Annotated in this window: 19 protein-coding genes and 1 tRNA gene; 4 read left to right on the top strand and 16 right to left on the bottom strand. The window is 68.9% G+C overall.

Annotated features, from left to right (window positions below; genetic code table 11):
* Positions 1–36: 36 nt before the first annotated feature.
* From clpX to AC07ZS_RS11585, 8 genes are all read right to left on the bottom strand, one after another.
* Positions 37–1,302, bottom strand: a complete 1,266-nt coding sequence (clpX, locus tag AC07ZS_RS11620; protein ID WP_494798758.1) for an ATP-dependent Clp protease ATP-binding subunit ClpX — start codon at positions 1,300–1,302, stop codon at positions 37–39.
* Positions 1,303–1,437: 135 nt separating this feature from the next.
* Positions 1,438–2,055: an ATP-dependent Clp endopeptidase proteolytic subunit ClpP gene (gene clpP / locus AC07ZS_RS11615; protein ID WP_494798757.1), complete on the bottom strand. Its 618-nt coding sequence runs from the start codon at positions 2,053–2,055 to the stop codon at positions 1,438–1,440.
* Between the two features lie 189 nt (positions 2,056–2,244).
* Positions 2,245–3,555: a trigger factor gene (gene tig / locus AC07ZS_RS11610; protein ID WP_494798756.1), complete on the bottom strand. Its 1,311-nt coding sequence runs from the start codon at positions 3,553–3,555 to the stop codon at positions 2,245–2,247.
* Positions 3,556–3,628: 73 nt separating this feature from the next.
* Positions 3,629–3,715: transfer RNA gene (locus tag AC07ZS_RS11605), tRNA-Leu, on the bottom strand.
* 110 nt (positions 3,716–3,825) lie between these two features.
* A complete protein-coding gene (locus AC07ZS_RS11600) occupies positions 3,826–4,473 on the bottom strand; it encodes an aspartate/glutamate racemase family protein (protein ID WP_494798755.1) in 648 nt (215 codons plus the stop codon).
* 1 nt (position 4,474) lies between these two features.
* A complete protein-coding gene (locus AC07ZS_RS11595) occupies positions 4,475–7,057 on the bottom strand; it encodes a TRAP transporter permease (protein ID WP_494798754.1) in 2,583 nt (860 codons plus the stop codon).
* Between the two features lie 103 nt (positions 7,058–7,160).
* The gene (locus AC07ZS_RS11590; RefSeq protein WP_494798753.1) at positions 7,161–8,138 is read right to left on the bottom strand and encodes a TAXI family TRAP transporter solute-binding subunit; all 978 of its coding nucleotides are present in this window, start codon (positions 8,136–8,138) and stop codon (positions 7,161–7,163) included.
* 121 nt (positions 8,139–8,259) lie between these two features.
* On the bottom strand, positions 8,260–9,591 hold the full coding sequence (locus AC07ZS_RS11585) for an aspartate aminotransferase family protein (protein WP_494798752.1): 1,332 nt from the start codon (positions 9,589–9,591) through the stop codon (positions 8,260–8,262).
* Between the two features lie 182 nt (positions 9,592–9,773).
* On the opposite strand from AC07ZS_RS11585, the gene AC07ZS_RS11580 reads away from it, so the two are divergent.
* A complete protein-coding gene (locus AC07ZS_RS11580) occupies positions 9,774–11,051 on the top strand; it encodes a D-amino acid dehydrogenase (RefSeq protein ID WP_494798751.1) in 1,278 nt (425 codons plus the stop codon).
* On the opposite strand, the gene AC07ZS_RS11575 is transcribed toward AC07ZS_RS11580, so the two are convergent.
* From AC07ZS_RS11575 to AC07ZS_RS11565, 3 genes are all read right to left on the bottom strand, one after another.
* Positions 11,008–11,910, bottom strand: a complete 903-nt coding sequence (locus tag AC07ZS_RS11575) for a LysR family transcriptional regulator (protein WP_494798750.1) — start codon at positions 11,908–11,910, stop codon at positions 11,008–11,010. The two genes, AC07ZS_RS11580 and AC07ZS_RS11575, sit on opposite strands and share 44 nt — an antisense overlap.
* 309 nt (positions 11,911–12,219) lie before the next feature.
* Positions 12,220–15,381 (bottom strand): efflux RND transporter permease subunit, encoded by a 3,162-nt coding sequence (locus AC07ZS_RS11570; RefSeq protein WP_494798749.1) that lies wholly within the window; start codon positions 15,379–15,381, stop codon positions 12,220–12,222.
* A gap of 8 nt (positions 15,382–15,389) precedes the next feature.
* Positions 15,390–16,490: an efflux RND transporter periplasmic adaptor subunit gene (locus AC07ZS_RS11565; protein WP_494798748.1), complete on the bottom strand. Its 1,101-nt coding sequence runs from the start codon at positions 16,488–16,490 to the stop codon at positions 15,390–15,392.
* 121 nt (positions 16,491–16,611) lie between these two features.
* Here AC07ZS_RS11565 and hpnC point away from each other — a divergent pair, with 121 nt between their 5' ends.
* A complete protein-coding gene (hpnC, locus tag AC07ZS_RS11560) occupies positions 16,612–17,502 on the top strand; it encodes a squalene synthase HpnC (RefSeq protein WP_494798747.1) in 891 nt (296 codons plus the stop codon).
* Between the two features lie 7 nt (positions 17,503–17,509).
* On the opposite strand, the gene AC07ZS_RS11555 is transcribed toward hpnC, so the two are convergent.
* Positions 17,510–19,120, bottom strand: a complete 1,611-nt coding sequence (locus tag AC07ZS_RS11555; RefSeq protein WP_494798746.1) for a sensor histidine kinase — start codon at positions 19,118–19,120, stop codon at positions 17,510–17,512.
* Positions 19,121–19,133: 13 nt separating this feature from the next.
* Positions 19,134–20,678, bottom strand: coding sequence for a methyl-accepting chemotaxis protein (locus AC07ZS_RS11550; protein WP_494798745.1), 1,545 nt, complete (start codon positions 20,676–20,678; stop codon positions 19,134–19,136).
* 213 nt (positions 20,679–20,891) lie between these two features.
* Between AC07ZS_RS11550 and AC07ZS_RS11545 the strand changes: the two genes are divergently transcribed.
* Positions 20,892–21,620, top strand: coding sequence for a Crp/Fnr family transcriptional regulator (locus AC07ZS_RS11545; RefSeq protein WP_494798744.1), 729 nt, complete (start codon positions 20,892–20,894; stop codon positions 21,618–21,620).
* A 12-nt stretch (positions 21,621–21,632) separates the two neighbouring features.
* On the opposite strand, the gene AC07ZS_RS11540 is transcribed toward AC07ZS_RS11545, so the two are convergent.
* From AC07ZS_RS11540 to AC07ZS_RS11530, 3 genes are read right to left on the bottom strand one after another with little or no spacing between them, the layout of a single operon-like run.
* Positions 21,633–22,073, bottom strand: a complete 441-nt coding sequence (locus tag AC07ZS_RS11540; RefSeq protein ID WP_494798743.1) for a nucleoside deaminase — start codon at positions 22,071–22,073, stop codon at positions 21,633–21,635.
* 60 nt (positions 22,074–22,133) lie between these two features.
* A complete protein-coding gene (locus AC07ZS_RS11535; protein ID WP_494798742.1) occupies positions 22,134–23,114 on the bottom strand; it encodes an AraC family transcriptional regulator in 981 nt (326 codons plus the stop codon).
* Positions 23,115–23,118: 4 nt separating this feature from the next.
* Positions 23,119–23,646: an OsmC family protein gene (locus AC07ZS_RS11530; protein ID WP_494798741.1), complete on the bottom strand. Its 528-nt coding sequence runs from the start codon at positions 23,644–23,646 to the stop codon at positions 23,119–23,121.
* Between the two features lie 252 nt (positions 23,647–23,898).
* Here AC07ZS_RS11530 and AC07ZS_RS11525 point away from each other — a divergent pair, with 252 nt between their 5' ends.
* Positions 23,899–24,711 carry a class I SAM-dependent methyltransferase gene (locus AC07ZS_RS11525; RefSeq protein ID WP_494798740.1) on the top strand — a complete coding sequence of 271 codons (813 nt, stop codon included), beginning with the start codon at positions 23,899–23,901 and terminating at the stop codon, positions 24,709–24,711.
* Positions 24,712–24,719 lie beyond the last annotated feature (8 nt).

Below are 24,719 nucleotides of genomic sequence, written 5' to 3'. Positions count from 1 at the left end.
GGGCGCATCCGTGGCGGGCGGGGTCCAGGCCCGGCATCAAGCCTGCTTGGCCGCCTCGCGGTACACCAGCAGCGGCGGCTTGCTTTCCTCGATGGTCGACTCGTCGACCACCACCTTCTCCACATTGCTCATGCCTGGCAGATCGAACATGGTGTCGATCAGCGCGTTCTCCAGGATCGAGCGCAGGCCGCGCGCGCCGGTCTTGCGGGCCAGGGCCTTGCGGGCGATCGCCTTGAGCGCGGCGGGCCGCACTTCCAGTTCCGCGCCTTCCATCGCCAGCAAGCGGGAGAACTGCTTGACGACGGCGTTCTTGGGCTCGGTGAGGATTTCGACCAGGGCGTCTTCGCTGAGTTCCGACAGCGCGGCAATCACCGGCACGCGGCCCACCAGCTCGGGAATCAGGCCGAACTTGATCAGGTCTTCCGGCTCGATTTCCTTGAACGCTTCGGTGATGCTGCGCTGCTTCTTGCTCTTGACCACGGCGCCGAAGCCGATGCCGGAGGCCTCGGTGCGGTTCTCGATGATTTTCTCCAGGCCGGCGAACGCGCCGCCGCAGATGAACAGGATGTTGGTGGTGTCGACCTGCAGGAAGTCCTGGTTGGGGTGCTTGCGGCCACCCTGCGGCGGCACCGAAGCCATCGTGCCTTCGACCAGCTTGAGCAAGGCCTGCTGCACGCCCTCGCCCGACACGTCGCGGGTGATCGAGGGGTTGTCGGACTTGCGCGTGATCTTGTCGATCTCGTCGATGTACACAATGCCCTGCTGGGCACGCTCGACGTCGTAGTTGCAGCTCTGCAGCAGCTTGGCGACGATGTTTTCCACGTCCTCGCCCACGTAGCCGGCTTCGGTCAGCGTGGTGGCGTCGGCCATCACGAAGGGCACGTTGAGCATGCGCGCCATGGTCTGGGCCAGCAGCGTCTTGCCCGAACCGGTCGGGCCGATCAGGAGGATGTTGCTCTTGGCCAGTTCGACGTCGTCCTTGCGGGCGGCGACCTTGTGGCGCAGGCGCTTGTAGTGGTTGTAGACCGCCACGGCCAGGGCGCGCTTGGCGGCCTGCTGCCCGATGACGTAGTTGTCCAGGTTGGCCTTGAGCTGGGCCGGCGTGGGCACGTCATCGCCCGAGGCCTTGACGGATTCGAGGCCGGGCAACTCGTCGCGGATGATGTCGTTGCACAGGTCGATGCACTCGTCGCAGATGAACACCGAAGGGCCGGCGATCAGCTTCTTGACCTCGTGCTGGCTCTTGCCGCAAAACGAGCAGTAGAGCGCTTTTTCACTGGAGGCGGCTTTTTTGTCGGCCATAGGTCTGGAAGGTCGGGTGACGCAGTAACAACAATGATAGTTCAAGCCCCAAGGGGGCCAAACGCCGGAAAAGCACCGCTTTTGGTGCGGTCTCCCGGGTTTGGAGGCCCTTGGGTGGCCGGGGCCGGGACGGGCTCAGGCAGCGCCGGGGCGCTTGTCGATGACCTTGTCGATCAGGCCATATTCGGCCGATTCGGCGGCCGACAGGTAGTAGTCGCGCTCGGTGTCGCGCTCGATCTTCTCCAGCGGTTGACCGGTGCGTTCCGCCAGGATCTTGTTGAGCTGCTCGCGCGTCTTGAGGATTTCGCGGGCGTGGATCTCGATTTCCGTGGCCTGGCCCTGGGTGCCGCCCAGCGGCTGGTGGATCATGACCTTGGAGTTGGGCAGCGCGAACCGCTTGCCCTTGGCGCCGGCGGCCAGCAGGAACGCGCCCATGCTGGCGGCCATGCCGATGCACAGCGTGGAGACGTCGGACTTGATGAAGTTCATGGTGTCGAAGATCGCCATGCCCGCGCTCACCGAGCCGCCCGGCGAGTTGATGTAGAACGAAATGTCCTTGTCGGGGTTTTCGCTTTCCAGGAACAGCAGCTGGGCGACCACTAGGTTGGCCGACTGGTCGTTGACCGGGCCCACCAGGAAGATCACGCGCTCCTTGAGCAGGCGCGAATAGATGTCGTACGCACGCTCACCGCGGCCCGACTGCTCGATGACCATGGGCACCATGCCCAAACCTTGAATGTCCATTGCGCTCATGCGTTACTCCGTGTGTTGATGCTTGCCATATCACTACTGTAACCAACCCCATGAGGCCCCACGGCGACCGGTGGCTTGACCGCCGCGACCGATGGGCGGACGGGGGGAGGCAATTCCAGATGGGGGGCAATCCTGAAAAAGAAAGGGCGGATCGCTCCGCCCTGTTCCAGCATCCCGCCGCGACGGGGATCAGGCCTGAGCCATCAGCTCGTCGAAGCTGATCGCCTTGTCGGTGACCTGCGCCTTGGACAGCACGAATTCCGTGACGTTGTTCTCGATCACGATGGCTTCCACCTCGGCCATGCGCTGGTTGTCGCCCTGGTACCAGCGCACCACGTCGGCCGGCTTCTCGTAGGAGGCGGCCAGCTCTTCGATGTGGGCCTTGATCTGCTCGGGCTTGGCGTGCAGCTCGTTGGCGCGCACCAGCTCGGCCACCACCAGACCCAGGCGCACGCGGCGCTCGGCCTGCGGGCGGAACAGTTCTTCGGGGATCGGGGCCTTGTCGGCATCCTTCACGCCGCGCTGCTTCAGGTCGGCGCGGGCGCCTTCCACCAGGCGCTCCAGCTCGGACTGCACCACCGCATTGGGCAGGTCCAGCTCGGCCTTGGCCACCAGGGCGTCCATCACGGCCTGCTTGTTGCGGGCCTGCAGGCGGAACTTGACTTCGCGCTCCAGGTTCTTGCGGATGTCGGCGCGCAGGCCTTCCACCGTGCCGTCGGCAATGCCCAGGGACTTGGCGAAGGCTTCGTCCACGGCGGGCAGGTTGGCGGCTTCGATCTTGTTGACCGTGACCAGGAAGTCGGCGGTCTTGCCCGCCACATCCTTGCCGTGGTAGTCGGCGGGGAAGGCCAGCGGGAAGGTCTTGGACTCGCCCGACTTCATGCCGCGCACGGCATCTTCGAATTCCTTGAGCATCTGGCCGTCGCCGACGATGAACTGGAAGCCTTCGGCCTTGCCGCCCTCGAAGGGCTCGCCGTCGATCTGGCCGGCGAAGTCGATGGTGACGCGGTCGCCGTCCTGGGCGGCCTGGTCCTGCGCGCGCTGCGCGAAGGTGCGGCGCTGCTTGCGCAGGATCTCGAGCGTGCGATCGATGGCGGCGTCGTCCACTTCGGCGGCCACTTTTTCCACGGCGGCGGTGGACAGGTCGTCGATCTTGACTTGCGGGTACACCTCGAAGACGGCGTCGAAGGTCAGCTGGCCTTCGGGCGCGCCTTCCTTCTCGGTGATCTTGGGCTGGCCGGCCACGCGCAGTTGCGCTTCGTTGGCGGCGCTGGCAAAGGCTTCGCCGACCTTGTCGTTCATCACCTCGTAGTGCACCGAGTAGCCGTAGCGCTGGGCCACGACGTTCATCGGCACCTTGCCCGGGCGAAAGCCGTCCATCTTCACGTCACGCGCGATGCGCTTGAGGCGGTTGGACACTTCTTTCTGGATCACATCGGCCGGCAGCGTCAGCGTGATCTTGCGCTCGAGCTTTTCCAGGGTTTCAACGTTCACGGTCATGGTTTTCTCCAATAGGGTGTCGGTCAACCAGCCTGTCTGGCCGACCCGGGGGTCTGTCTGTTCGTCTGTGGTGTGGTGCGCGGGGGGGGACTCGAACCCCCACACCATTGCTGGCGTCAGGACCTAAACCTGGTGCGTCTACCAATTTCGCCACCCGCGCGCCTCGTAGGGGGTTTTCCGGTGCAGCGCAATAGCAGCGCTGGACGCCCGGTTGTCCACTTCACGGCAACCCTCAATTGTAGCTGCTGCGCCCGACCCGGCCAGGCGGCCTCAGGCCCCCAGGCGCTGCCGCAGGGCGCGGACCGCGCTGCCGGGCGTGGTGAGCACGGGAATGCCCACGGCCCTGTGGACCGCCAGTTGCGCGCGCGCCATGCTGAACTGGGACAGCGCGATCACGTCGCAGCCCTGCCCCACCAGCCAGCGCGCGGCCTCCACCACCCGCGCGTCGTGGCCGGCGTCGTCGCCCCGGTTGAGGGCGTCCATGGCGCCCTCGGCCAGGCAGGTGACGAGTTCGGTACCGGCCGGAAACTCCGGCGGCATGGACGCCAGGGTGGGCGCAAAGGACGCAATCAGGCCGATGCGACCGCCCCGCGCCACGGCCACGGCTTCGGCCACCATCGCCTCGTTGGGCTTGAGCACCGGCATGTGCGGGCGCCGTGCCGCCGCGGCCTCGATGCACGGGCCGAACGCCGAGCAGGTGAAGAGGATGGCCTGCGCGCCCGTGCCTTCGGCGTAGGCCGTCAGGGTCTCGAAGCGCTGGTGCATGGCCGCATCGAGTCCCTGGCCATTGCGCGCCAGATCGGCCGAGAGGCTGTCGTCGAGCAGGTTCATGCGCTCGGCCTCGGGCCAGGCGCGCGCGAGCTCCTCGTTGATGGGCGCGACCGAATGGGCCAGCGCGTGGATCAGGGCGATGCGCATGTCAGGCCACCTTCAAGGTGCGTGGCGCGGCCATGCGCCGACCCTGGCTCCACCAGACCAGCGCCACCAGCAACAGCGCCGGCAGGTAGAACCAGTGCGGCGTGGCCCGGCCCGACGGCACCTGCACGCCAGTCACGTCCCACCCCTGCTCGAAGCCGGACTTGGCCGCCCGCGTGCCAAACTTGACCTGCCCGATCTGCACCGCGGCGCCGAGCGGCACCAGTTGCAGGCCGGCCTCGCTCAGGCGTTTGCGCCCGTCTTCGCCTTTTTCGCCCAACTGCAGGGCCACGGTCTTCACCACGTCATCGCCTTCGATCGTCGTGCCCTGGATGATCATCACGACCCGGTCGTCGGCGGGGGTGTCGCGCGCCACCTCGTAGACCTGGGAGGCGGGCACCTCGCGGTACTCGGGCGCCAGGCGGTCCATGAAAAAGTCGGGGCGGAACAGCAGCAGCACCGCCAACAGAAGCAGCACCGTCTCCCACCAGCGGCTCTTCACGCGGAACCAGTTCATCGTCGCCGCAGCAAACAACAGCGTGGCCAGCGTGCAGGCCAGCAAGAGGCGAATCAGCTCGGGGGTGCTGTGCACATTGATCAGCAAGAGTTGCGGATTGAAAATCCAGATGAAAGGCAGGATGACCGTGCGCAGCGCGTAGATGGCACCCTGCACGCCGGTCTGGATGGCGTCTTCACCCGAAATCGCCGCCGCCGCAAACGTGGCCAACCCCACCGGGGGGGTGATGTCGCCCATGATCCCGTAGTAGAAGACGAACAGGTGCACCGCCACCAGGGGAATGATCAACCCACTCTGCGCACCGAGCTCCACCACCACCGGCGCCATCAGCGTGGCCACGAGCACGTAGTTGGCGGTGGTCGGCACGCCCAGGCCCAGCACCAGGCACACGAAGGCGATGAAGAGCAGCATCATCATCACATTGCCCTGCGCCACGAATTCGACGAATTCGGTCATGCGCAATCCCAGGCCGGTGAGCGTGATGGCGCCGACGATGATGCCCGCCGTCGCGGTGGCCACGCCGATGCCGATCATGTTGCGCGAGCCGTCGTTGAAACCGTCTACCACCGAGCGCCAGCCCTGCAGCCACGTGCCGGCGCCGCTGGTTCTGCGGAACAGCGCGATCAACGGCCGCTGCGTGAGCATGAGCACGATCAGCACGGTCACCGCCCAGAATGCCGAGAGCGCGGGCGACATTTCCTCCACCATCAGGCACCAGATCAGCACCGCGATCGGCATCAGGTAGTGCAACCCCGCACGCACCGTGGGCCAGGTCTGCAGCGGCCGGGGGTGGTCGATGTCGATGTCGTCGGGCAGGTCCGGACAGCCTGCGGCCTGGTAGACCGAAAACAGGTAGAGCCCGAGCACCACGGCCGAAGCCGCGTACGGAGCGACCGGCCCCATCACCGCCTTGATCCCCTGAAGCAGGTAATACACGGAGCACACCACCGCGATGCTGCCCGCGATGCCGATGGCGTTGCGCAGCAAGCGCACGCGCCACGGACGGGCCACTGCCTGCACGATGGGCTGCATGCCCAGCTTGAGTGCTTCGAGGTGCACGATGTAGAGCAAACCGATGTAGGACAAAGTGGCCGGCAGGAAGGCATGCTTGACGATGTCGGCATAGGGGATGCCGACGTACTCGACCATGAGGAACGCGGCAGCGCCCATCACAGGCGGCATGATCTGGCCATTGACCGAGCTCATGGTCTCGATCGCCCCGGCCTTGACGCCGCCGTAGCCGGCCTTCTTCATCAAGGGAATCGTGAAGATGCCACCGGAGACCACATTGGAGACCGAGGAACCCGAAATCATGCCGTTGAGTGCCGAAGACACCACCGCGACCTTGGCCGGCCCGCCGCGCAGATGCCCAAGGGCCGCGAAGCTGACCTGCATCATGTAGTTGCCGCCCCCGGCGCGGTCCAGCAGCGCACCGAACAGCACATAGACAAAGATGGTGCCCGCCGATACACCCAGGGCGATGCCGTACACCCCCTCGGTGGTGAGCCACATGTGCGAGATCAGCCGGTTGACCGACGCACCTTTGTGCGAGAGCACCTCCGGCAAGTGCGGCCCGAGCAGACAGTAGGCCAGAAAGACCACCGCCAGCGCGGCCATGGGCCAGCCCACGGCCCGGCGTGTGGCCTCCAGCAGCAGCACGACGCCGGCGAAGCCGACCGCGATATCCAGGCCGTTCGGCTGACCCGGCCGCGTGGCCAGGTCCGCATAGAACAGCATGATGTAGGCACCGCAAAAGGCCGCCACCCCCGCCAGCAGCCAGTCGATCACCGGCACGCGGTGGCGCGGCGAGCGCTTGAACGCCGGCCAGGCCAGAAAGGCCAGGAACAGCGCGAACGCCAGGTGGATGGCGCGCGCCTCGGTGTCGTTGAGGATGCCGATGCCGAGCTCGAACGGCAGGGGCGAGGCGTACCAGTACTGGAACAGCGCCCAGAGCAGGCACACGGAGAACACCACACCGGCCGTGACACCCGTGGGCTTGCGGCCCCCGGTGTCGCTGTCGGCCACGAGTTGCTGCAGGGCTTCGGGGGCTTTTTCGATGTCGGTGCTCATGGTGCGCTCCGTGCCTGGGCGGCGGTGGGGAGGGTCAAAAAAATGGCGAAGCACCTTCGCCATTCGCGACAGCCGGGCCGCTCACGCGGCCCGGCGCGTCACCTCACTTGACCCAGCCCTTTTCCTTGTAGAACTTCAGCGCGCCTTCGTGCAGCGGTGCGCTCAGGCCGTCCTTGACCATGCCTTCGGGCGTGAGGTTGGCCAGCGCGGGATGCAGCTTCTTGAACTCGTCGAAGTTGTCGAACACCGCCTTGACCACCTGGTACACGGTTTCGGCCGAGGTCTTGCTCGACGCCACCACGGTGGCGGACACGCCGTAGGTCTGGGTGGGCTGCGGGTTGTTCGGGTAGAGGCCACCGGGCAGCGTGACCTTGGCGTAGTAAGGCTTCTCGGCCACCAGCTTGTCCACGGCCGGGCCGGTGATGGACACCAGCTTGGCGCCGCACGACGTGGTGGGGTCCTGGATGTTGGCGCTCGGGTGGCCCACGGCGTAGTAGAAGCCGTCGATCTTGCCGTCGCACAGCGCAGGGCCGTGCTCGTCGGCCTTGAGCTCGGAAGCCAGCGAGAAGTCGCTCAGCTTCCAGCCCATACCGGCGAGCAGCTCTTCCATCGACGAGCGCGTGCCCGAGCCCGGGTTGCCGACGTTGAAGCGCTTGCCCTTGAAGTCCTCGAACTTGGTGATGTTGGCTTCCTTGCGGGCCACCACTGTGAACGGCTCGGGGTGCACCGCGAACACCGCGCGCAGGTCGCCGTAGGCGCCCGCGTCCTTGAACTGGCCCACGCCCTTGAGCGCGTTGAACTGCACGTCGGACTGGGTGAAGCCCAGGTCGAGCTCGCCGGCCTTGATCGTGTTGACGTTGAACACCGAGCCGCCGGTGGACTCCACCGAGCAGCGGATGCCGTGCCTGGCGCGGTCCTTGTTCACCAGCCGGCAGATCGCACCGCCCGCCGCGTAATACACCCCCGTCACGCCCCCGGTGCCGATGGTCATGAACTTCTGCTGCGCCTGGGCCGGGGCCATGGGCGTCATCAGGGCGGCTGCAGTGGCCAGAGTGCTCAGGCTGAGGGGGATCTTTTTCATGCGGAGGGCTCCTGAAAGTTTCGACGGGGGTGGAACAAACTGGGTGCGGACACGAAGGCGTCTCACGAGAGCAAGCAAGCTTCGTGCAGACCTGCTGCGATGGCGACGGGGTTTTCCCCCATCAGGCGGCCACCGCGCGGTCGATGGCGCCGGCCAGCCGGGCCACGATCTGCTCGAGCTCGTCGGGCGTGCTGATGAAAGGCGGCGCGAGCAGCACGTGATCGCCGCAGCGGCCATCCACCGTGCCGCCCATGGGATAGACCATCAGGCCGCCGGCCATGGCCTCGCTCTTGATGCGGGCGTGCAGCTTGCGCGCGGGGTCGAACCACTGTTGGCTGCCGCGATCGGCCACCAGCTCGATGCCCCAGAACAGCCCGCGCCCCCGGATGTCGCCCACGTGCGGGTGCCCGCCGAAGGCCTGTTGCAACAGCGATTGCAGCAGTTGCCCGCGCTCGCGCACCTGCGCCAGCAGGCCGTCGCGCTGGATCACGCGCTGCACCGCGAGCGCGGCCGCGCAGGCGATCGCATGGCCCAGGTAGGTGTGGCCGTGCTGGAACAGGCCGCTGCCCTGCCGGAAGGCGTCCACCACCCTGCCCTGCGCCAGCACCGCGCCGATGGGCTGATAGCCGCCGCCCAGGCCCTTGGCAATGGTCATCAGGTCGGGCACCACGCCCTCCTGCTCGCAGGCGTGCAGGGTGCCGGTGCGGCCCATGCCGCACATCACCTCGTCCAGGATCAGCAGGATGCCGTGGCGGTCGCACAGCTCGCGCACGCCCTTGAAATAACCGGGCACCGCCGTGAGCACGCCCGCCGTGGCGCCGCCCACCGTCTCGGCCACGAAGGCCATCACGTTCTCGCCCCCCAGGCGATCGATCGCGTCGGACAGTTCGTCCACCAGCCGCTGGCCGTACTGCTCGGCGCTCTCGCCCTCGCGCCGGTCGCGGTACTCGTAGCACGGCGAGACATGGGTCACGTCGATCAGCAGCGGCTTGAACTGCTCGCGCCGCCACGCATTGCCCCCGACCGCCAGCGCGCCCAGCGTGTTGCCGTGGTAGCTCTGGCGCCGCGCGATGAAATGGCGCCGCTGCGACTGGCCGATCTCCACGAAATACTGGCGCGCCATCTTCAGCGCCGCCTCCACCGCCTCGGAACCGCCGCTGACGAAATACACGTGGCTCATGCCCGCGGGCGCCGAGTCGATCAGCACGTCGGCGAGTTCCTCGGCCACCTCGGTGGTGAAGAAGCTGGTGTGCGCATAGGCCAGCTGGTCGATCTGCGCGTGCATCGCGGCCACCACGTCGGGGTGCCCATGGCCCAGGCAGGACACGGCGGCGCCGCCCGAGGCATCGAGGTAGGACTTGCCGGCCTGGTCGGTCAGGGTGATGCCCTGGCCGCTCACGGCGAACGGCATGGGTCGGTGCAACTGGCGGTGAAAGACGCGGGTGGAACTCATGCAGACGAGATGGGGTGTGACAGCGATTGAGGCGCAGTGTAGGCAGCGTCGGCTCACCGGGAAAAATGCCTTTTTCACCCCGATCCATGCCTTTCAGTTATGGCCTGCCCATGAGTTCACGGCATGGGCGTTGGCGCGATTGGCATTTTTCGCCCCGGCGCCGCGTGCCTACATTCCCCTCCATGAACGTTCCTTCCTCCAGGGTTCCGCATGTGTGCGTGCTCGGCGCCGGCATCGTCGGCCTGGCGGCGGCCTGGCAGTTGTGGCGCGAGGGCTTCGAGGTCACCGTGGTCGACCGCGCCCAGGCCGGCACCGGCGCCAGCGCCGCCAACGGCGCGCAGCTGAGCTACGCCTATGTGCAACCGCTGGCCGACCCAGGCATCTGGCGCCAGCTGCCCAAGCTGCTGTTCGCGGCCGACTCGCCGCTGAAACTGCGCCTGCAACCCGATCCGCACCAATGGGCCTGGGGCCTGCAATTCCTGGCCGCCTGCCGCGCCGGCGTGTCGCGGCGCACCACGGCCAGCCTGCTGGCCCTGGCGGCGGAGAGCCGCGCCGGCTTCGAGCGCCTGATGACCGAGGAGCGCATCGCGTGCGACTTCTCCGCCACCGGCAAGCTGGTGCTGTGCGCCGACGAGGCCAGTTTCGCCGCCGCGCGCCGCCAGATGGCCTTGCAGCGCGAACTCGGCAGCCCGCCGCAGCACGCGCTCTCGCCCACCGAGTGCGTGGCTGTCGAGCCCGCTCTGGCCGGCTACGCGCCCCGCTTCGCGGGCGCCATCCACACGCCCAGCGAGTGCGCGGCCGACTGCCACCAGGTCTGCCTGGAGCTGCTGCGCCTGCTGCTGGCGCGAGGCGTGCGCTTCGCGTTCGACACCCCGGTCACGCGGCTGACGCGCGCCGGCGACCGCGTCGTGGCGGCCGAGACACCGCGCGGCCCGATCGAAGCCGATGCCTTCGTGGTCGCGCTTGGCACCGCCTCGCACCCGCTGGCGCGCACGCTGGGCCTGCGCGTGCCGGTCTACCCCCTCAAGGGCTACAGCCTCACGCTGGACGTGAGCGAGGCCCCCGGTGCGGCGCCGCGCGTGAACGTGACCGACGCCGCCCGCAAGGTGGTGTTCGCGCGCCTGGGCTCGCGCCTGCGCGTGGCGGGCATGGCCGAATTGGTGGGCGAAAACACACACATACCGGCCGATCGCATCGCGTCGCTGGCGGCCAGCGCCCAGGCCCTGTTTCCCGACGCCCGCTGCGGCGACGACCTGCGGCCCTGGGCCGGCCTGCGGCCGGCCACACCGACCGGGCTGCCGGTGCTGGGGCGGCTGCGCGGCGGGCCCGACAATCTGTGGTTCAACACCGGGCACGGCGCCCTGGGTTTCACGCTGGCCTTCGGCAGTGCCCAGCGGCTCGCGGCGCAACTGCAACTCAGCCTGCGGTCTCCAGCAACGCCTGCTGCATGCAGCGCGTGAAGGCGCGCGTGGTCAGCGAATTCGGCCGCGCGGTGGGCCGCAGCATGCGCACCGTGGTGGGCACCATGGGCTCGAGCCGGAGCACGTCGACCTTGGCGAGATCGGCCGAGGCGGCGGTGCAACTCTCCACCATGGCCACACCCACGCCGTGGTGCGCGAGCGCAAGCGCCACGTGGTAGGTCTGCACGGTCATCACCTCCTGCAGGCCGGCGCCGCTGTCGCGCACGGTGTGGGCCAGCAGCAGGCCCAGCGGGTCCCGGCCGTCGAGCGCGATCACCGGCAGTTTCGAGAGCTGGGCCAGGGTGATGACGCCAGTGCGAATCTGGCGCGCGGGCAGCAGGCCCTTGGGCACCACGCACACCACATGGCGGTCGGCCAGCTGTTCCTGCACCAGCGCGGGGTGTGACACGGCGCTGAAGACGTAGCCCACGTCGGCTTCCTGCAGCACCAGGGAGGAGATGATCTGGGGCGAGTGCAGCGCTTCGTGGTGCACGCGCACGGTGGGGTGTTTTTCGCGGAACAGGCGCATGGCGCGCGGGAACACTTCGTAGCTCAGGGCGAGCACGGTGAGCACGCGCAACTCGCCCTTGCCGCGCCCGGCCTTGAGGCTGGCGGAGAGGCGCTGCACTTCATCGAGCTGGGCGAACAGGCGTTCGATGTGGGGGTAGAGGGTCTGGGCCTCGTCGGTGGGCCGCAAGCGCCCGCCGACGCGCTGGAACAGCTGGAAGCCCAGCTGGATCTCGGCGTGCTGCAGCGTGCGGCTCACGGCGGGCTGCGTGACGTTGATCATGCGGGCGGCGGCGCTCACGCTGCCGGTGAGCATCACCGCGTTGAAAACTTCGATGTGTCTTAGGCGCATGGGTTCTATTGTTGCCTGCCTGGAGCCTCCGGCTAGAGCGGTCCTCGGCGAGGGCGGGGTGAGGGCTCCGCTCATGTCCCCCGGGCCGGCTTCGCCGCCCCTCCTCCTTTACTTCGCTGCGCCCTCACCCCGCCCTCGCCGATGACCTATGGGTGTGCGAAGCGCTGGTTTGCCTACACCTCCTGGCGCATGGGTGTTCGGTGCTCTGCGCAGCGGGGTAAAGGAGGAGACCCGGCGAAGCCGGGTCGGGGGACACCCGCGGAGCAGAGTGCCGGACGCCCATGCGCCCGCGAGGTCCACCAAAAAAACTCAGGCAGGCCGACGAACCCGGAACCAGGCCGCGTACATCGCCGGCAAAGCCAGCAGAGTCAACACCGTCGCCACGATAAGGCCGCCCATGATCGCGACAGCCATCGGCCCCCAGAACACACTGCGGGACAAGGGAATCATCGCCAACACCGCCGCCGCCGCCGTCAACACGATGGGCCGCATCCGCCGCACCGCCGCCTCCACGATCGCGTCCCACGCCGGCACACCGCGCGCCCGGTCCTGCTCGATCTGATCGATCAGGATCACCGAGTTGCGCTGGATCATCCCCATCAAGGCGATCACCCCCAGCAAAGCCACGAAACCGAACGGCCGGTTCAGCAACAGCAAAGCCCCTGCCACCCCCGCCATGCCCAAAGGCCCGGTCAGGAACACCAGCATCGACCGGCTGAAACTCTGCAACTGCAACATCAACAAGGTGAACACGATGAACAACATCAAAGGCACGCCCACCACGATCGAGGCCGAACCCTTGCTGCTCTCCTCCACCGCGCCCGCCACCTCGATGTGGTACGCCCCCAGCCCCTTCGACGCCCAGCCGTCGCTGATCGCCTTGAGCTTGGGTTGCAACTGCGCCGTCACCGTCGCCCCCTGAAGGCCCTCGACCACGTCACCCTGCACCGTGATCGCATAGTCGCGGTTCTCGCGCCACAACACGCCCGGCTCCCAGTCGAACACCGGCCTGGCGATCTGCAACAGCGGAATCGCCTGGCCGCTGGCCGTGGGCAGGTAGGCATTGGCCAGGCTGGTGATCGCATCGCGCTCCTCCAGCGGCTGGCGCAGCACGATGTCGATCAGCTTGTCGCCCTCGCGGTACTGGCCCACCGTGGTGCCCGACAACAGCGTGCGCGACGCCTGAGCGATCGACTGGCTCGACACCCCCAGCGCGCGCGCCTTGGCCTGGTCCACCTCCAGCCGCAGGCGCTTCACCGACTCGTTCCAGTTGTCGTTCACGCCGCGCATGTTCGGGTTCTCGCGCATCGCCAGCTTCACCTCGTCGGCCAGACCGCGCAACACCTGCGGGTCGGAGCCGACCACGCGGAACTGCACCGGGTACGGCACTGGCGGGCCGTTGGGCAGCAGCTTCACGCGCCCGCGCACCTCGGGGAATTCGGTGGCCAGCAGACCGGGCAAGGCCTTGCGCAGGTGCTCCCGCGTCTTCAGGTCCTGCGGCAGCACGATCATCTGCGACACGTTGGTCTGCGGGAAGATCTGGTCCAGCGGCAGGTAGAAACGCGGCACGCCCGAACCCACCCAGGTGGTCACGCCGCGCACGCCCTCTTCTTTCGCCAGCCGGTTTTCCACGCGGCGGGTCACCTCGTCCATGGCGGGCATGCTGCTGCCCTCGGGCAGCCAGATGTCCACCAGAATCTCGGGCCGGCTCGAATCCGGGAAGAACTGCTGCTGCACCGAACCCATGCCGGCGATGCCGAGCACGAAGGTCAGGATGGTCGCGCCAATGGTCAGCCAGCGGTGCTGCACGCACCAGTCCACCACGGCGCGGAAGCGCACGTAGAACGGGCCGTCGAACACCTCGTGCGGCTCGCCTTCGGCGTGCGGCTTCACCTTGAGCAGCACCACCCCCAGGTAGGGCACGAACAGCACCGCCACCACCCAGGAGATCACCAGCGCGAGCACGGTCACCGCGAAGATCGCAAAGGTGTACTCGCCGGTGGTGGAGTTGGCCAGGCCGATCGGCAGAAAGCCGGCAGCGGTGATCAGCGTGCCCGTCAGCATGGGCATGGCCGTGGCGTCCCAGGTGAAGGTGGCCGCGCGCATCATGTCGTAGCCCTCTTCGAGCTTGCGCACCATCATCTCCACCGCAATGATGGCGTCGTCCACCAGCAGGCCCAGCGCGATGATCAGCGAGCCCAGCGAGATCTTGTGCAGGCCGATGCCCCAGTAGTGCATGGCCAGGAAGGTGATGGCCAGCACCAGGGGGATGGTGATGAACACCACCAGGCCCGGGCGCATGTCCAGCACGTAGCGTTTCAGGCCCCGGCCGCCCGGTCGCCGGTGCAGCCCCAGCGCCAGGAAACTCACCGCGAGCACGATCACCACCGCCTCGATCAGCACCTTCACGAACTCGTTGACCGAGTTCGTCACCGCGCTGGGCTGGTCCTGCACCTGGGCCAGCGTCATGCCCGCCGGCAGCGTGGCCTCGATGCCGGCCACGGTGGTCTTGAGCGCCTTGCCCAGGGCGATGATGTCACCCCCCTTGGCCATGGAGATGCCCAGCGCGATGCTGTCCTTCCCCTCGTGGCGCACCAGCACCTGCGGCGGGTCCACGTAGCCCAGGCCGATCTTCGCGATGTCGCCCAGGCGGATCTGCGTGCCGTTGGCCGCGCGGATCGGCATGGCCCGCAACTGCTCGACCGAATTGAAGGCGCCGGCCACGCGCACCTGGACCACGTCCTGCGGCGTCTGCACCGAGCCAGCCGATTCCACCGCGTTCTGCTGCCCCAGCGCGTCCAGCACCTGCTGCAGGTTCAGGCCCAGCGTGGCCAGGCGCTTCTGCGAAATCTCGATGTAGAGCTTCTCGTCCTGCACGCCGAACAGCTCGACCTTGCGCACGTCTTTCACGCGCAGCAGGCGCTGGCGCACGTCGTCGGCCACCTGCTTCTTGTCGGCCGGCGAGAAGCCTTCGCCCTGCAGCGCGTAGATCACGCCGTACACGTCGCCGAACTCGTCGTTGAAGAACGGGCCCACCACGCCCTGCGGCAAGGTGCCGCGCATGTCGCCCACCTTCTTGCGCGCCGTGTACCAGATCTGCTGCACCTCCTGCGGCGGCGAGGAGTCCTTGAGCTGGAAGATGATCAGCGTCTCGCCCGGCTTGGAGTAGCTGCGGATCTTGTCCGCATAGGGCACCTCCTGCAGCGTCTTCTCGATGCGGTCGGCCACCTGCTCGGCGACCTGCTCGGCCGTGGCGCCGGGCCAGTAGGCGCGCACCACCATCGCCCGGAAGGTGAACGGCGGGTCTTCATCCTGGCCGAGCTGGAAGTAGCCCACCACGCCCAGCACCATCAGAACGATCATCAGGTAGCGGGTGAAGGCCTGGTGGTCCAGCGCCCACTGCGACAGGTTGAAGCGCGAAACCCAGGAGCCGGTGTCGCCGGCCGGCGTCGTCGATGAAGCGTCGTTCATGCCGGGCCTCACTGCGTGGCGGAAGCCGTGAAGCGCGTGACCTTCTGCCCCGGCGAGAGCACATGCACCCCGGTGGCCACCACCTCCTCACCCGGCTTGAGCCCGTCCAGGATGACCATCTCGTTGCCGTCGGCCCCGGCCACCTTCACCGGGCGGGGCTGCACCGTGCCCGCAGCCGCATCGAACACCCACACGGCCGAGCCCTGGTCGGCGCGCATCAGCGCGCTGGTGGGCAGCTTGATCACCGCCGGGCCGGCCACCGCGCCGCCCAGCGTCACATAGGCCGTCGCCCCCAGCGGCACGGCCGCGCCGTCGGGCAGGGAGAGCTTCACCTGGTAGGTGCGCGTGGCCGCATCGGCACTGGCCGCCACCTCGCGCACCGTCGCCTCCAGCGGTGCGGCGGCGGCAGAGGCCGCGCCTGCGCCGGCCCACAGCCGCACCTGCGCCGTCGCCCCGGGGCGGATCTGCGCCACCCGGTCCTCGGGCACGGCGATCACCACGTCGCGCGCACCGTCGCGCGCCACCCGCACCACGGGAGTGCCGGCGGCCACCACCTGACCCACCTCGGCCTCCACCGAGAGCACCACGCCGTCGCCGTCGGCCAGCAGGCGCGCATAGCCCGCCTGGTTGCCCTGCACCGCCCCTTGCGCCTTCGCCTGTCGAAGCGTGGCCTCGGCCGACTGCAGCGTGGCCTGGCGCCGCTCGATCTCGGCACCGCTCACGAAACCCTGGGCCTGCAGGTCCTGGTAGCGCTTGAGATCGGCGGCGGCGAGGTCGCGCTGGGTCTGGGCGGCGCTCACCTGAGCCTGGGCCGCCTGGCTGGAGAGCGCGAGGTCCTGCGCGTCCAGTTGCGCCAGCAACTGGCCCGGCTTCACCCGCTGCCCCACCTCGGCAGGACGCGCCACCAGCTTGCCCCCGACCCGAAAGCCCAGCCGGGATTCGGTGCGCGCCCGCACCTCGCCGGCGTACTCGCTGCGCGCCACCACGTTGCCCGTGCCCACGGTGAGCAGCTTGACCGAGCGGATCGGCTCCTCGGGCGCAGGAGGCCGCGAGCAGGCGGAGAGAGCCAGTGCGGCGGTCACGATCAGGACAAAATGCGGTGTATTCATGGCATGGCTGAGGGAGGCGGGATGGAACCACGGGACGCGGGAGCCCTCTTCGTCAAGGACCCACACTAATGACTGACCGGTTAGTAATAAAAATTGTAGATCAAAAACATGCGTGTTCTTCATGACAACGGCGTCATCCAGCAAGGCTGAGGCCGGGCCGATGGGCGCGGGCATCGGGCACTACGAGAACTTCCCCGTGGCCTCCTGGCTGTGCCCGCCGGCGCTGCGCCCGGCCATCGGCGCCCTCTACCACTTCGCCCGCACCGCCGACGACATCGCCGACGAAGGCGATGCCCCGGCGCCGCAGCGCCTGGCCGACCTCGCCGCCTATCGGACCGAACTGCAGCACTGCCTGCAGCGCGCCACGCCGCACACGCCCGACGCACGCTGGTCGGGCCTTTTCCGTGCGCTGGGCGAGGCCGCGCACCGCCACGCCCTGCCCGCCCAGCCCCTGCACGACCTGCTCAGCGCCTTCGAGCAAGACGTGCGCCACACCGCCAGCGACCACCCTTACGCCGACACGCCCGAGCTGCTGGCCTACTGCCGCCTGTCGGCCAACCCGGTGGGCCGCCTGCTGCTGCACCTGTACGGGGTGCGCGACGAGACCTCGCTGCGGCAGAGTGACCAGATCTGCAGTGCCCTGCAGCTCATCAACTTCTGGCAGGACATCAGCGTGGACCTGCCGCGCGGGCGCGTCTACCTGCCGGCCGACACCTTGCGGCGCCAGGGGGTGGTGGTGGCCGACTTCGCGTCCGACCACCACCCGAAGGAGCAGGCCATGCAGGCCGTGGTGGCCGAACTCTGCGCCTCTGCGCGGGGCCTCATGCAGCAGGGCGCGCCCCTGGTGCACCGGGTGCCGGGCCGCGCCGGCTGGGAACTGCGCCTCGTGGTGCAGGGCGGCCTGCGCATCCTCGACGCCATCGCCGCGCAGCAGCACCGCAGCTGGCGGACCCGCGTGACGCTGCACAAGGCCGACCTGCCGCGCCTGGCCTGGCGCGCGCTCTGGATGTAGGGCCTGTTCAGGCGCTGCGGCCCACGGGCGGGGCGTCCTCGGGCCGCAGGCCGGCCTCGTCGGCGCCGTCCGGCGCCACCGTCAAGGGCAGGAACACATGGAAGGTGGCGCCCTGGTCAGGACAGGCGTCGGCCCAGATGCGCCCGCCGTGGTACTCCACGATGCGGCGCACCAGCGCCAGCCCGATGCCCGCGCCCTCGAAGCGCGGGTCGCTGTGCAGGCGCTGGAACATGCCGAACAGCCGCTCCGCCTGCCCCGGCTCGAAACCCACGCCGTTGTCGCGCACATGGAACTCGGTGCCGTCGGGCAGCGACCGCCACCCGACCTCGACCTCGATCACCTCGCGGTGGGAGGCGTACTTCACCGCGTTGTCCAGCAGATTGGCCCACACCTCGCGCAGCAACACCGGGTCGCCCTGCACCTTGGGCAGGCCGGGCTGGATGCGCCAGCGCAGCTTCTTCATGCCAACGTCGATCGCCAGCATGCCCACGGTTTCGTCCACCAGCGCGGCCATGTCCACCTCGCCCACCTTCATGCCTTTTCGACCCAGGCGCGCGAAGGACAACATGCCGTCGATGAGGTGCCTCATCTGCACGGCGGCGCGGATGATCTTGTCGCAGTACGGCAGGCTGCCCTGCACGTCGCCCGCGATCACCTCCTCCCTGAGCAGCTCGGCGAAGCCGGCGATGTGGCGCAGTGGCGTGCGCAGGTCGTGCGAGAGCGCGTACGAAAACTCCTCCAGCGAACCGTAGGCTTCCTCCAGCTGGCGCGTGCGCAGCAGCACCTGCTGGTTCAGGTCCTCGTTGCGCCGGTGGCGCTGCTCGATCAGGTTCTTGTAGAGCGTCACGTCCTGCACCGTGAAGGTGAGCGGCAGTTCCACCGCCTTGGCCCCCACGTGCGGCACGCCCCGGCAGCGCACCCAGCGGAAGGCGCCGGTGGCGGTGACCACACGGAATTCGACGTCGATCTCGTCGCCCGAGCGCAGGGCGTCGTCCAGCGCGGCCTGGAGCGCGGGCCGGTCCTGCGCGTGGGCATGCGCCACGAAGGCCTGCAGGTCGCGTTCCTCCTCGTCGCGCTCGCAGCCGAGGATGCGGTAGATCTCCGAGGTCCAGCGCGAGCGCCCGGTCTCCTCGTCGTGTTCGATGCGGCCCAGCCGCGCCAGCCGCTGGGCCAGTTCCAGGCGGTGCTGTAGGTCGGCCATGACCAGCTCGCGCTTCTTGCGCTCGGTGATGTCGGACTGGATCGACACATAACTCGTCAGGCGGCCGGCGGTGTCGCGGATCGGCTCGATGTTGAGCGACACCCAGTAAGGCTCACCCGAGCGCTTGTAGTTCAGCAGCTCGAAGTCCTGCACCGACTGCCCCTGCCGCAGCAGCGCGCCCAGGCGGGAGAGCGACAGCGTGCTGGTCTGCGGCCCGTGCAGCAACTCGGCCGGGCGGCGCCCGACGCACTCCTCCAGCGGCCAGCCGGTGATGCGCGAATAAGCGGCGTTGACCCAGATGATGCGCCGCGTCTCGTCGGTCACCACCACCATGTTGGAGGTGTTCTGCACGATCATCTCCAGCATCTGGAGGCGCCGCATCACGTCTTCGGCGGCGGGCATGGAGGTCGGCGACATGGTCTTCTGCTCCTCAGGCAAAGATCCCCACCGCGCTTTTCATGCTCTGCGACTGGTGGTTCAAGGCGTTGGCGGCGGCGGCGCTCTGCTCCACCAGCGCCGCGTTCTGCTGGGTCATCTCGTCCAGCCGCCCCACGGCGGTGTTGAGCTGCTCCATTTCGCGCGTCTGCTGAACGGAGGCCGCGTTGACCGTGGTGATCAACCGCGTGAGATCGCCCACCTGCGCGACGATCTCGTTCATGCGCGAGCCGGTGGCCTCGACCTGCGCGGCCCCTTCCCGAATGCCGGCCAGGCTGCCGTCGATCAGTTCGCGGATCTCCTTGGCCGCGTTCGCGCTGCGCTGCGCGAGCGTGCGCACCTCGGTGGAAACCACCGCGAACCCCCGACCCTGCTCGCCCGCGCGCGCGGCCTCCACGGCGGCGTTGAGCGCCAGGATGTTGGTCTGAAAGGCGATGCCGTCCACGATGTCCACGAACTCGGCGATGCGGTGGCTCGAGCGCGTGATCTGCTCCATGGTGCGCGCCATCGCCCGCATGGCCTCGCCGCCCGAGCTCGCCACCTCGCTGGTCTGCCGCGCCAGCGTGGCCGCATCCTGGGCCGCGCTCGCGTTCTGCCGCATGGTGGCCACCAGTTGCTCCATCGACGACGCGGTCTGCTGCAGGTTGGCGGCGGTCTGCTCGGTGCGGCTGCTCAGGTCGTCGTTGCCATGGGCGATCTCGCCGCTGGCCACCGACACCCCTGCGGCCTGGGTCGACATGTCCGCCAGCAGCGAGCGCAGGTTCAGCGCCGACTGGTTCACGGTCAGCAGCAGCATGCCGATCTCGTCCACCCGGTTCAGGCTGGCCAGTCCGCCGGCATGCCCGCTGGCCACCCGCTGGGCCTGTTGCAACACCAACTTGAGCGGCTCGGCCAGCTGCCGCTGCAGCCAGAACGCCGCCCCCGCCAGCAGCAGTGCCAGCAGACCCGCCGTCCACGCCAGCCGCTCCCCCGTCAGGCCCGACAGCGCCAGCACCGCGGCCATGCCCACGCCGGGCAGCAGCAGCGCCAGGCGGATGCGCCCGCTCACGCCCAGCCAGCGGCTCCAGGACAGCCAGGCCAGCGGACCGCTGCGCACCACCAGGCCGCGAAAGAAGCGCCACCCCTGCGCCCGGCCCTCCCGGAAGCGCTGGTACAGCGCCTCGGCCCCTTGCACCTCGTCGCGGGCCGGCTTGGTGCGCACCGACAGGTACCCCGTCAAGACGCCGTTGCGCATCACCGGCGCGGCATTGGCGCGCACCCAGTAGTGGTCACCGTTCTTGCGCCGGTTCTTCACCAGCGCCGACCAGGGCATGCCCTGACGCAGGGTGGCCCACATGTCGGCAAACGCCTGGGGCGGCATGTCGGGGTGTCGCACCAGGTTGTGCGGCTGGCCGATCAGCTCCTCGGCGGTGAACCCGCTGACCTGCAAAAAGGCGGCATTGGCGTGGACGATGTGGCTCTGCGTGTCGGTGGTCGACAGCAGGGTGCTGTGTTCATCGAACTCGTGTTCCTGCTGCGTCACGGGCTGGTTGTTTCGCATCGGCAAGTGTCTCGCTGTGGGAGGTGGGGTGCTCGCACTGCGGGCCCGCAGAGGACCGCATGGAACCCTATTTCGGCACACATGGGCCTTGCGGTATCTCAAAAAACGCAGCAGAAAAGCAGGAATCTGCAACAGATGTGACGCAGCACGCGTTTTTTCGTCCCCCATTCGCGTCCACTGGAGAGCAACCCTTGTTTAAATCCCGGGGCCCTTATGAAACAGCCCAATGCGCCCACCGATGCCGCCCCTGTCCAGCCGCCCCGCTGCCGGACGCGCTGCGGCCATTGCGCCACGCTCAGCGTCTGCCTGATCGGCGGCCTGCCCGACGCCTCGCGCGAGCTGCTCGCTTCATGCATCGAGGAATCGGCCTTCGGCAAGGGCGACGCACTCCAGCTCGAAGGCGTGGTGGCACAGCGCATTTCCATCATCAAGGTGGGGGCCGTGATGGCCACCCGCCAGGGGGAGGACGGCCAACCGCATCCCGTGGCCCTGCTCGGCCGGGGCAAGACCCTGGGGCACTACGCGGTCTACGGGCACCAGGAGCAGATCGGCGCCCTGGCCCTCACGACCGGGCGCGTCTGCAGCGTGGACGTGCCCGACTTCTACCGCCTGGGCGTGGTGGACCGCCAGTTCCACGCCTGCATCCAGGCCCACCTGGTGGACTCGCACGGCCAGCTCGCCGACTGGTCGCGCGTCATGCGCATCAAGGGCCTGCAGCAGAAACTGCTCGCCACCCTCCAGCTGTACGCCCGCGAACAGCGCAGCCAGGCCATCCGCCTGCCCAGCCACGTCGCGCTGGCCGCCCTGCTCTCCACCACGCGCGAAACCATCGCGCGCTCGCTGCGCCAGCTGGAGGCGGCGGGCCGCATCCTGCGGCATGACCGCTGGCACTGCGAGGTGGTCCGGCCGCGCGCCACCGGCGAGGCCGCCGCCAGCCCCTGAGCTTGCGCCGCCTCAGGGCTCGCCGATGTCCTCGTTCCAGAGCCCGGGCTCGGCGGCGATGAAGTCCTGCATCAGGTGCACGCAGCTGGCGTCCTGAAGCACCTGCACCTCCACGCCCCGGCTGCGCAACCAGTCTTCCTCGCCCATGAAGGTTTCGTTCTCGCCCACCACCACCTTCGGAATGCCGTAGAGCGCGATCGCGCCGCTGCACATCGGGCACGGCGAGAGCGTGGTGTAGATCACCGACTCCTGGTAGACCCGCGCCGGCTGCCGGCCCGCGTTCTCCAGCGCGTCCATCTCGCCGTGCAGGATGGCGCTGCCCTGCTGCACCCGCCGGTTGTGGCCGCGCCCGATGATGCGGCCCTGGTGCACGAGCACCGAGCCGATCGGAATACCTCCCTCGGCGCGGCCCAGCCGGGCTTCGTCGATGGCGGCTTGCATGAACGGGTCCATGGGGTTTCCTTTCGAGGCTGGAAAACCGCCATGGTGGCACACCGCACCACCGCCCACCGATCAGGTGGGTGCGGCCAGTTCCTCCTGCGCCGCGCGCCGGCGCCGCCAGGTGGCCGGCGGCACGCCGTACTCGCGCCGGAACGCGCGGATGAAGGCGGTGTCGGTCTGGTAGCCCACGTCTTCGGCAATGCGCGAGAGCGGCGCCTTGCTGCGGCACAGCAGGTTGGCGGCGAGCATCATGCGCCACTGGATCAGGTACTGCATGGGCGAGCTGCCCACCAGGTGCTGGAAACGCTCGGCCAGCACCGAGCGCGAGGTACCCGCCTCGCGCGCGAGTTCCTCCAGCGTCCAGGCATGCGCCGGGCGCTGGTGCAACGCGTTGAGCGCGGCGCCCACCACGCGGTCGCCCAAACCCGCGAGCCAGCCGGTGCGGCCCGCGCTCTGCTCGTTGATGTAGAGGCGCAGCACCTCGATGAACAGCACCTCGGCCAGTTTGGACAGCACGCCCGCACCCCCCGGCCGGGGCGAGCGCGCCTCGGCCAGCGCGTAGCGCACCGAGGCCTCCAGCCAGGTGCCCGCGTTCGAGCCGCGCACGTTCACGCGCACCAGCGGCGGCAAGCCGGCCAGCAGCAGGCGGGCCAGCCGCGCGTCGCACGCCAGGTAGCCGCACAGCAGCCGGGTGGAGGCACCGCCGCCGCCGTACATGAGCTGGCGGGGCCGGCGCTGCAGCAGCTCCTTCAGCGGCGTGCCGGGCGCGGGCGTGAGGCCGGGGGCCGATCCCATGCGGTGTGCGTCGCCCTGTGAAAACACGATCACATCCCCCGCGCCCAGCCGCACCGGCGGCTGGTGCTCCAGCTCCACGAAACATTCGCCTTCCGTCACCAGGTGGAAGATCACCACCCGCTCGGCATCGGGCTCCAGCAGCGGCGCGGCCGCGTCGGCGCGCGGCGACTGGTAGCACCAGGGCGCGGTGAAGCGGCCCTGGAGAAAGATGGCGCCCACCAGTTGCACCACGCGCAGGGTTTCCGACAAAGCGTCCACGGTCTCACCCGGTGTCGATGCGCAAGGCCAGCGGCGTGGCGGTCTGCAACGCACTCGGAATGGGCGAGCGGCCCACCGCCGTCCGCACCAGCGCCTCCAGCCGCTCGGGCGGTACACCGTTTGCCTGAATGCGCACGGCCAGTTGCACGTCCCCCGGTCCGGCGGCCACCGCCCGGCCATCGGCATCGCGCATGCCCAGCAGACCGCGCGTATCGGAGCGGCTGGTGGCCTTCACCTCCAGGAGGGTGAGTGCGACTTCCTCGGCGGCCGCCACCATCACGATGGAGGTGGTCGCGCAGGAGGCCAGTCCCGCGCGGAACAGCCAGCCCGGCGTCACCCGATCGCCGGTGCCGCCCAGCTCGCCAGGCATGTCGGTCGGCACCTGCGTTCCGTTGGCGTGGCTGGCCACGACGCGCGTGCCGCCGGTCCAGCGGGCGGTGGCGGGCCCGTCCTCGTGCAAGCCGGCCTCGGGCCGGCGCTGCAGCACGGCTTGCACGCGCTGCAGGGCCTCTGCAATGGGTTGTTGCGTCACGGTGCACCTCCGGGCCACGGAATTATGGGCGCCCGGCCTCGCGGCACCAAGGCAGCACGTCGGCTCGCGCGCCCGGGCCGGACGCCGGGACAGCATTTCCGGACGCGCGGTCAGCCGCGCCGTCGCGCCGGGCCAGATCCGGACGATCGGGCAGCCCGGAGCGCGCTTCGGGCAGGACGCCATGCGCCCCCGCGCGTTCCACTGCATGCCGGGTCGCCCTCGGCCCACCCACCCCTCAGCGGAGACACCATCATGAACGCCCCCACCGACTTCATCGCCCTGAAAACCCGCCAGCAGGCCGCCTGGGCCAGCGGCGACTACGCCGTCATCGGCACCACGCTGCAGCTCGTCGGCGAATCGCTCGCCGAAGCCTGCGACCTGCGCTGGGACGAGCGCGTGCTCGACGTGGCCGCCGGCAACGGCAACGCCACCCTGGCCGCCGCGCGCCGGGGCGCCCGGGTCACCTCCACCGACTACGTGCCCACCCTGCTCGAACGCGGCGCCGAGCGCGCACAAGCCGAAAGGCTGGACGTGCAATTCCAGGTCGCCGACGTGGAAGAACTGCCCTTCGACGACGCCAGCTTCGACGTGGTGCTCTCCACCTTCGGCGTCATGTTCGCGCCCGACCACGCCCGCAGCGCGGCCGAGATGGCGCGCGTGTGCCGCCCGGGCGGGCGCATCGGCCTGGCCAACTGGACGCCCGAAGGCTTCATCGGCCAGCTGTTCAAGACCCTGGGGCGCCATCTGCCGCCACCGGCCGGCGTGCAGCCGCCCTCGCTCTGGGGCACCGAAGCCCACCTGCGCGAACTCTTCGGCAACGCCGCCGCGAAGATCGAAGCCACGCCCCGGCTGTTCAACTTCCGCTACCGCTCCGCGGCGCACTTCATCGACGTGTTCCGCACCTGGTACGGCCCGGTGCACAAGGCCTTTGCCGCGCTGCCAGCGGACAAGGCCCAGGCACTCGAGACCGACCTCAGCGAGCTGTTGAACCGCCTCAACCGGGGCGGGCCCGCCGCGCTGGTGGTGCCCAGCGAATACCTCGAAATCGTCATCACGCGCCGCTGAGGACACGC

The sequence above is a fragment of the Hydrogenophaga sp. GW456-12-10-14-TSB4 genome, assembly GCF_059424305.1.
Note: the sequence above shows the minus strand (reverse complement) of the source record. Positions and strands in the feature narration are given on the sequence as shown.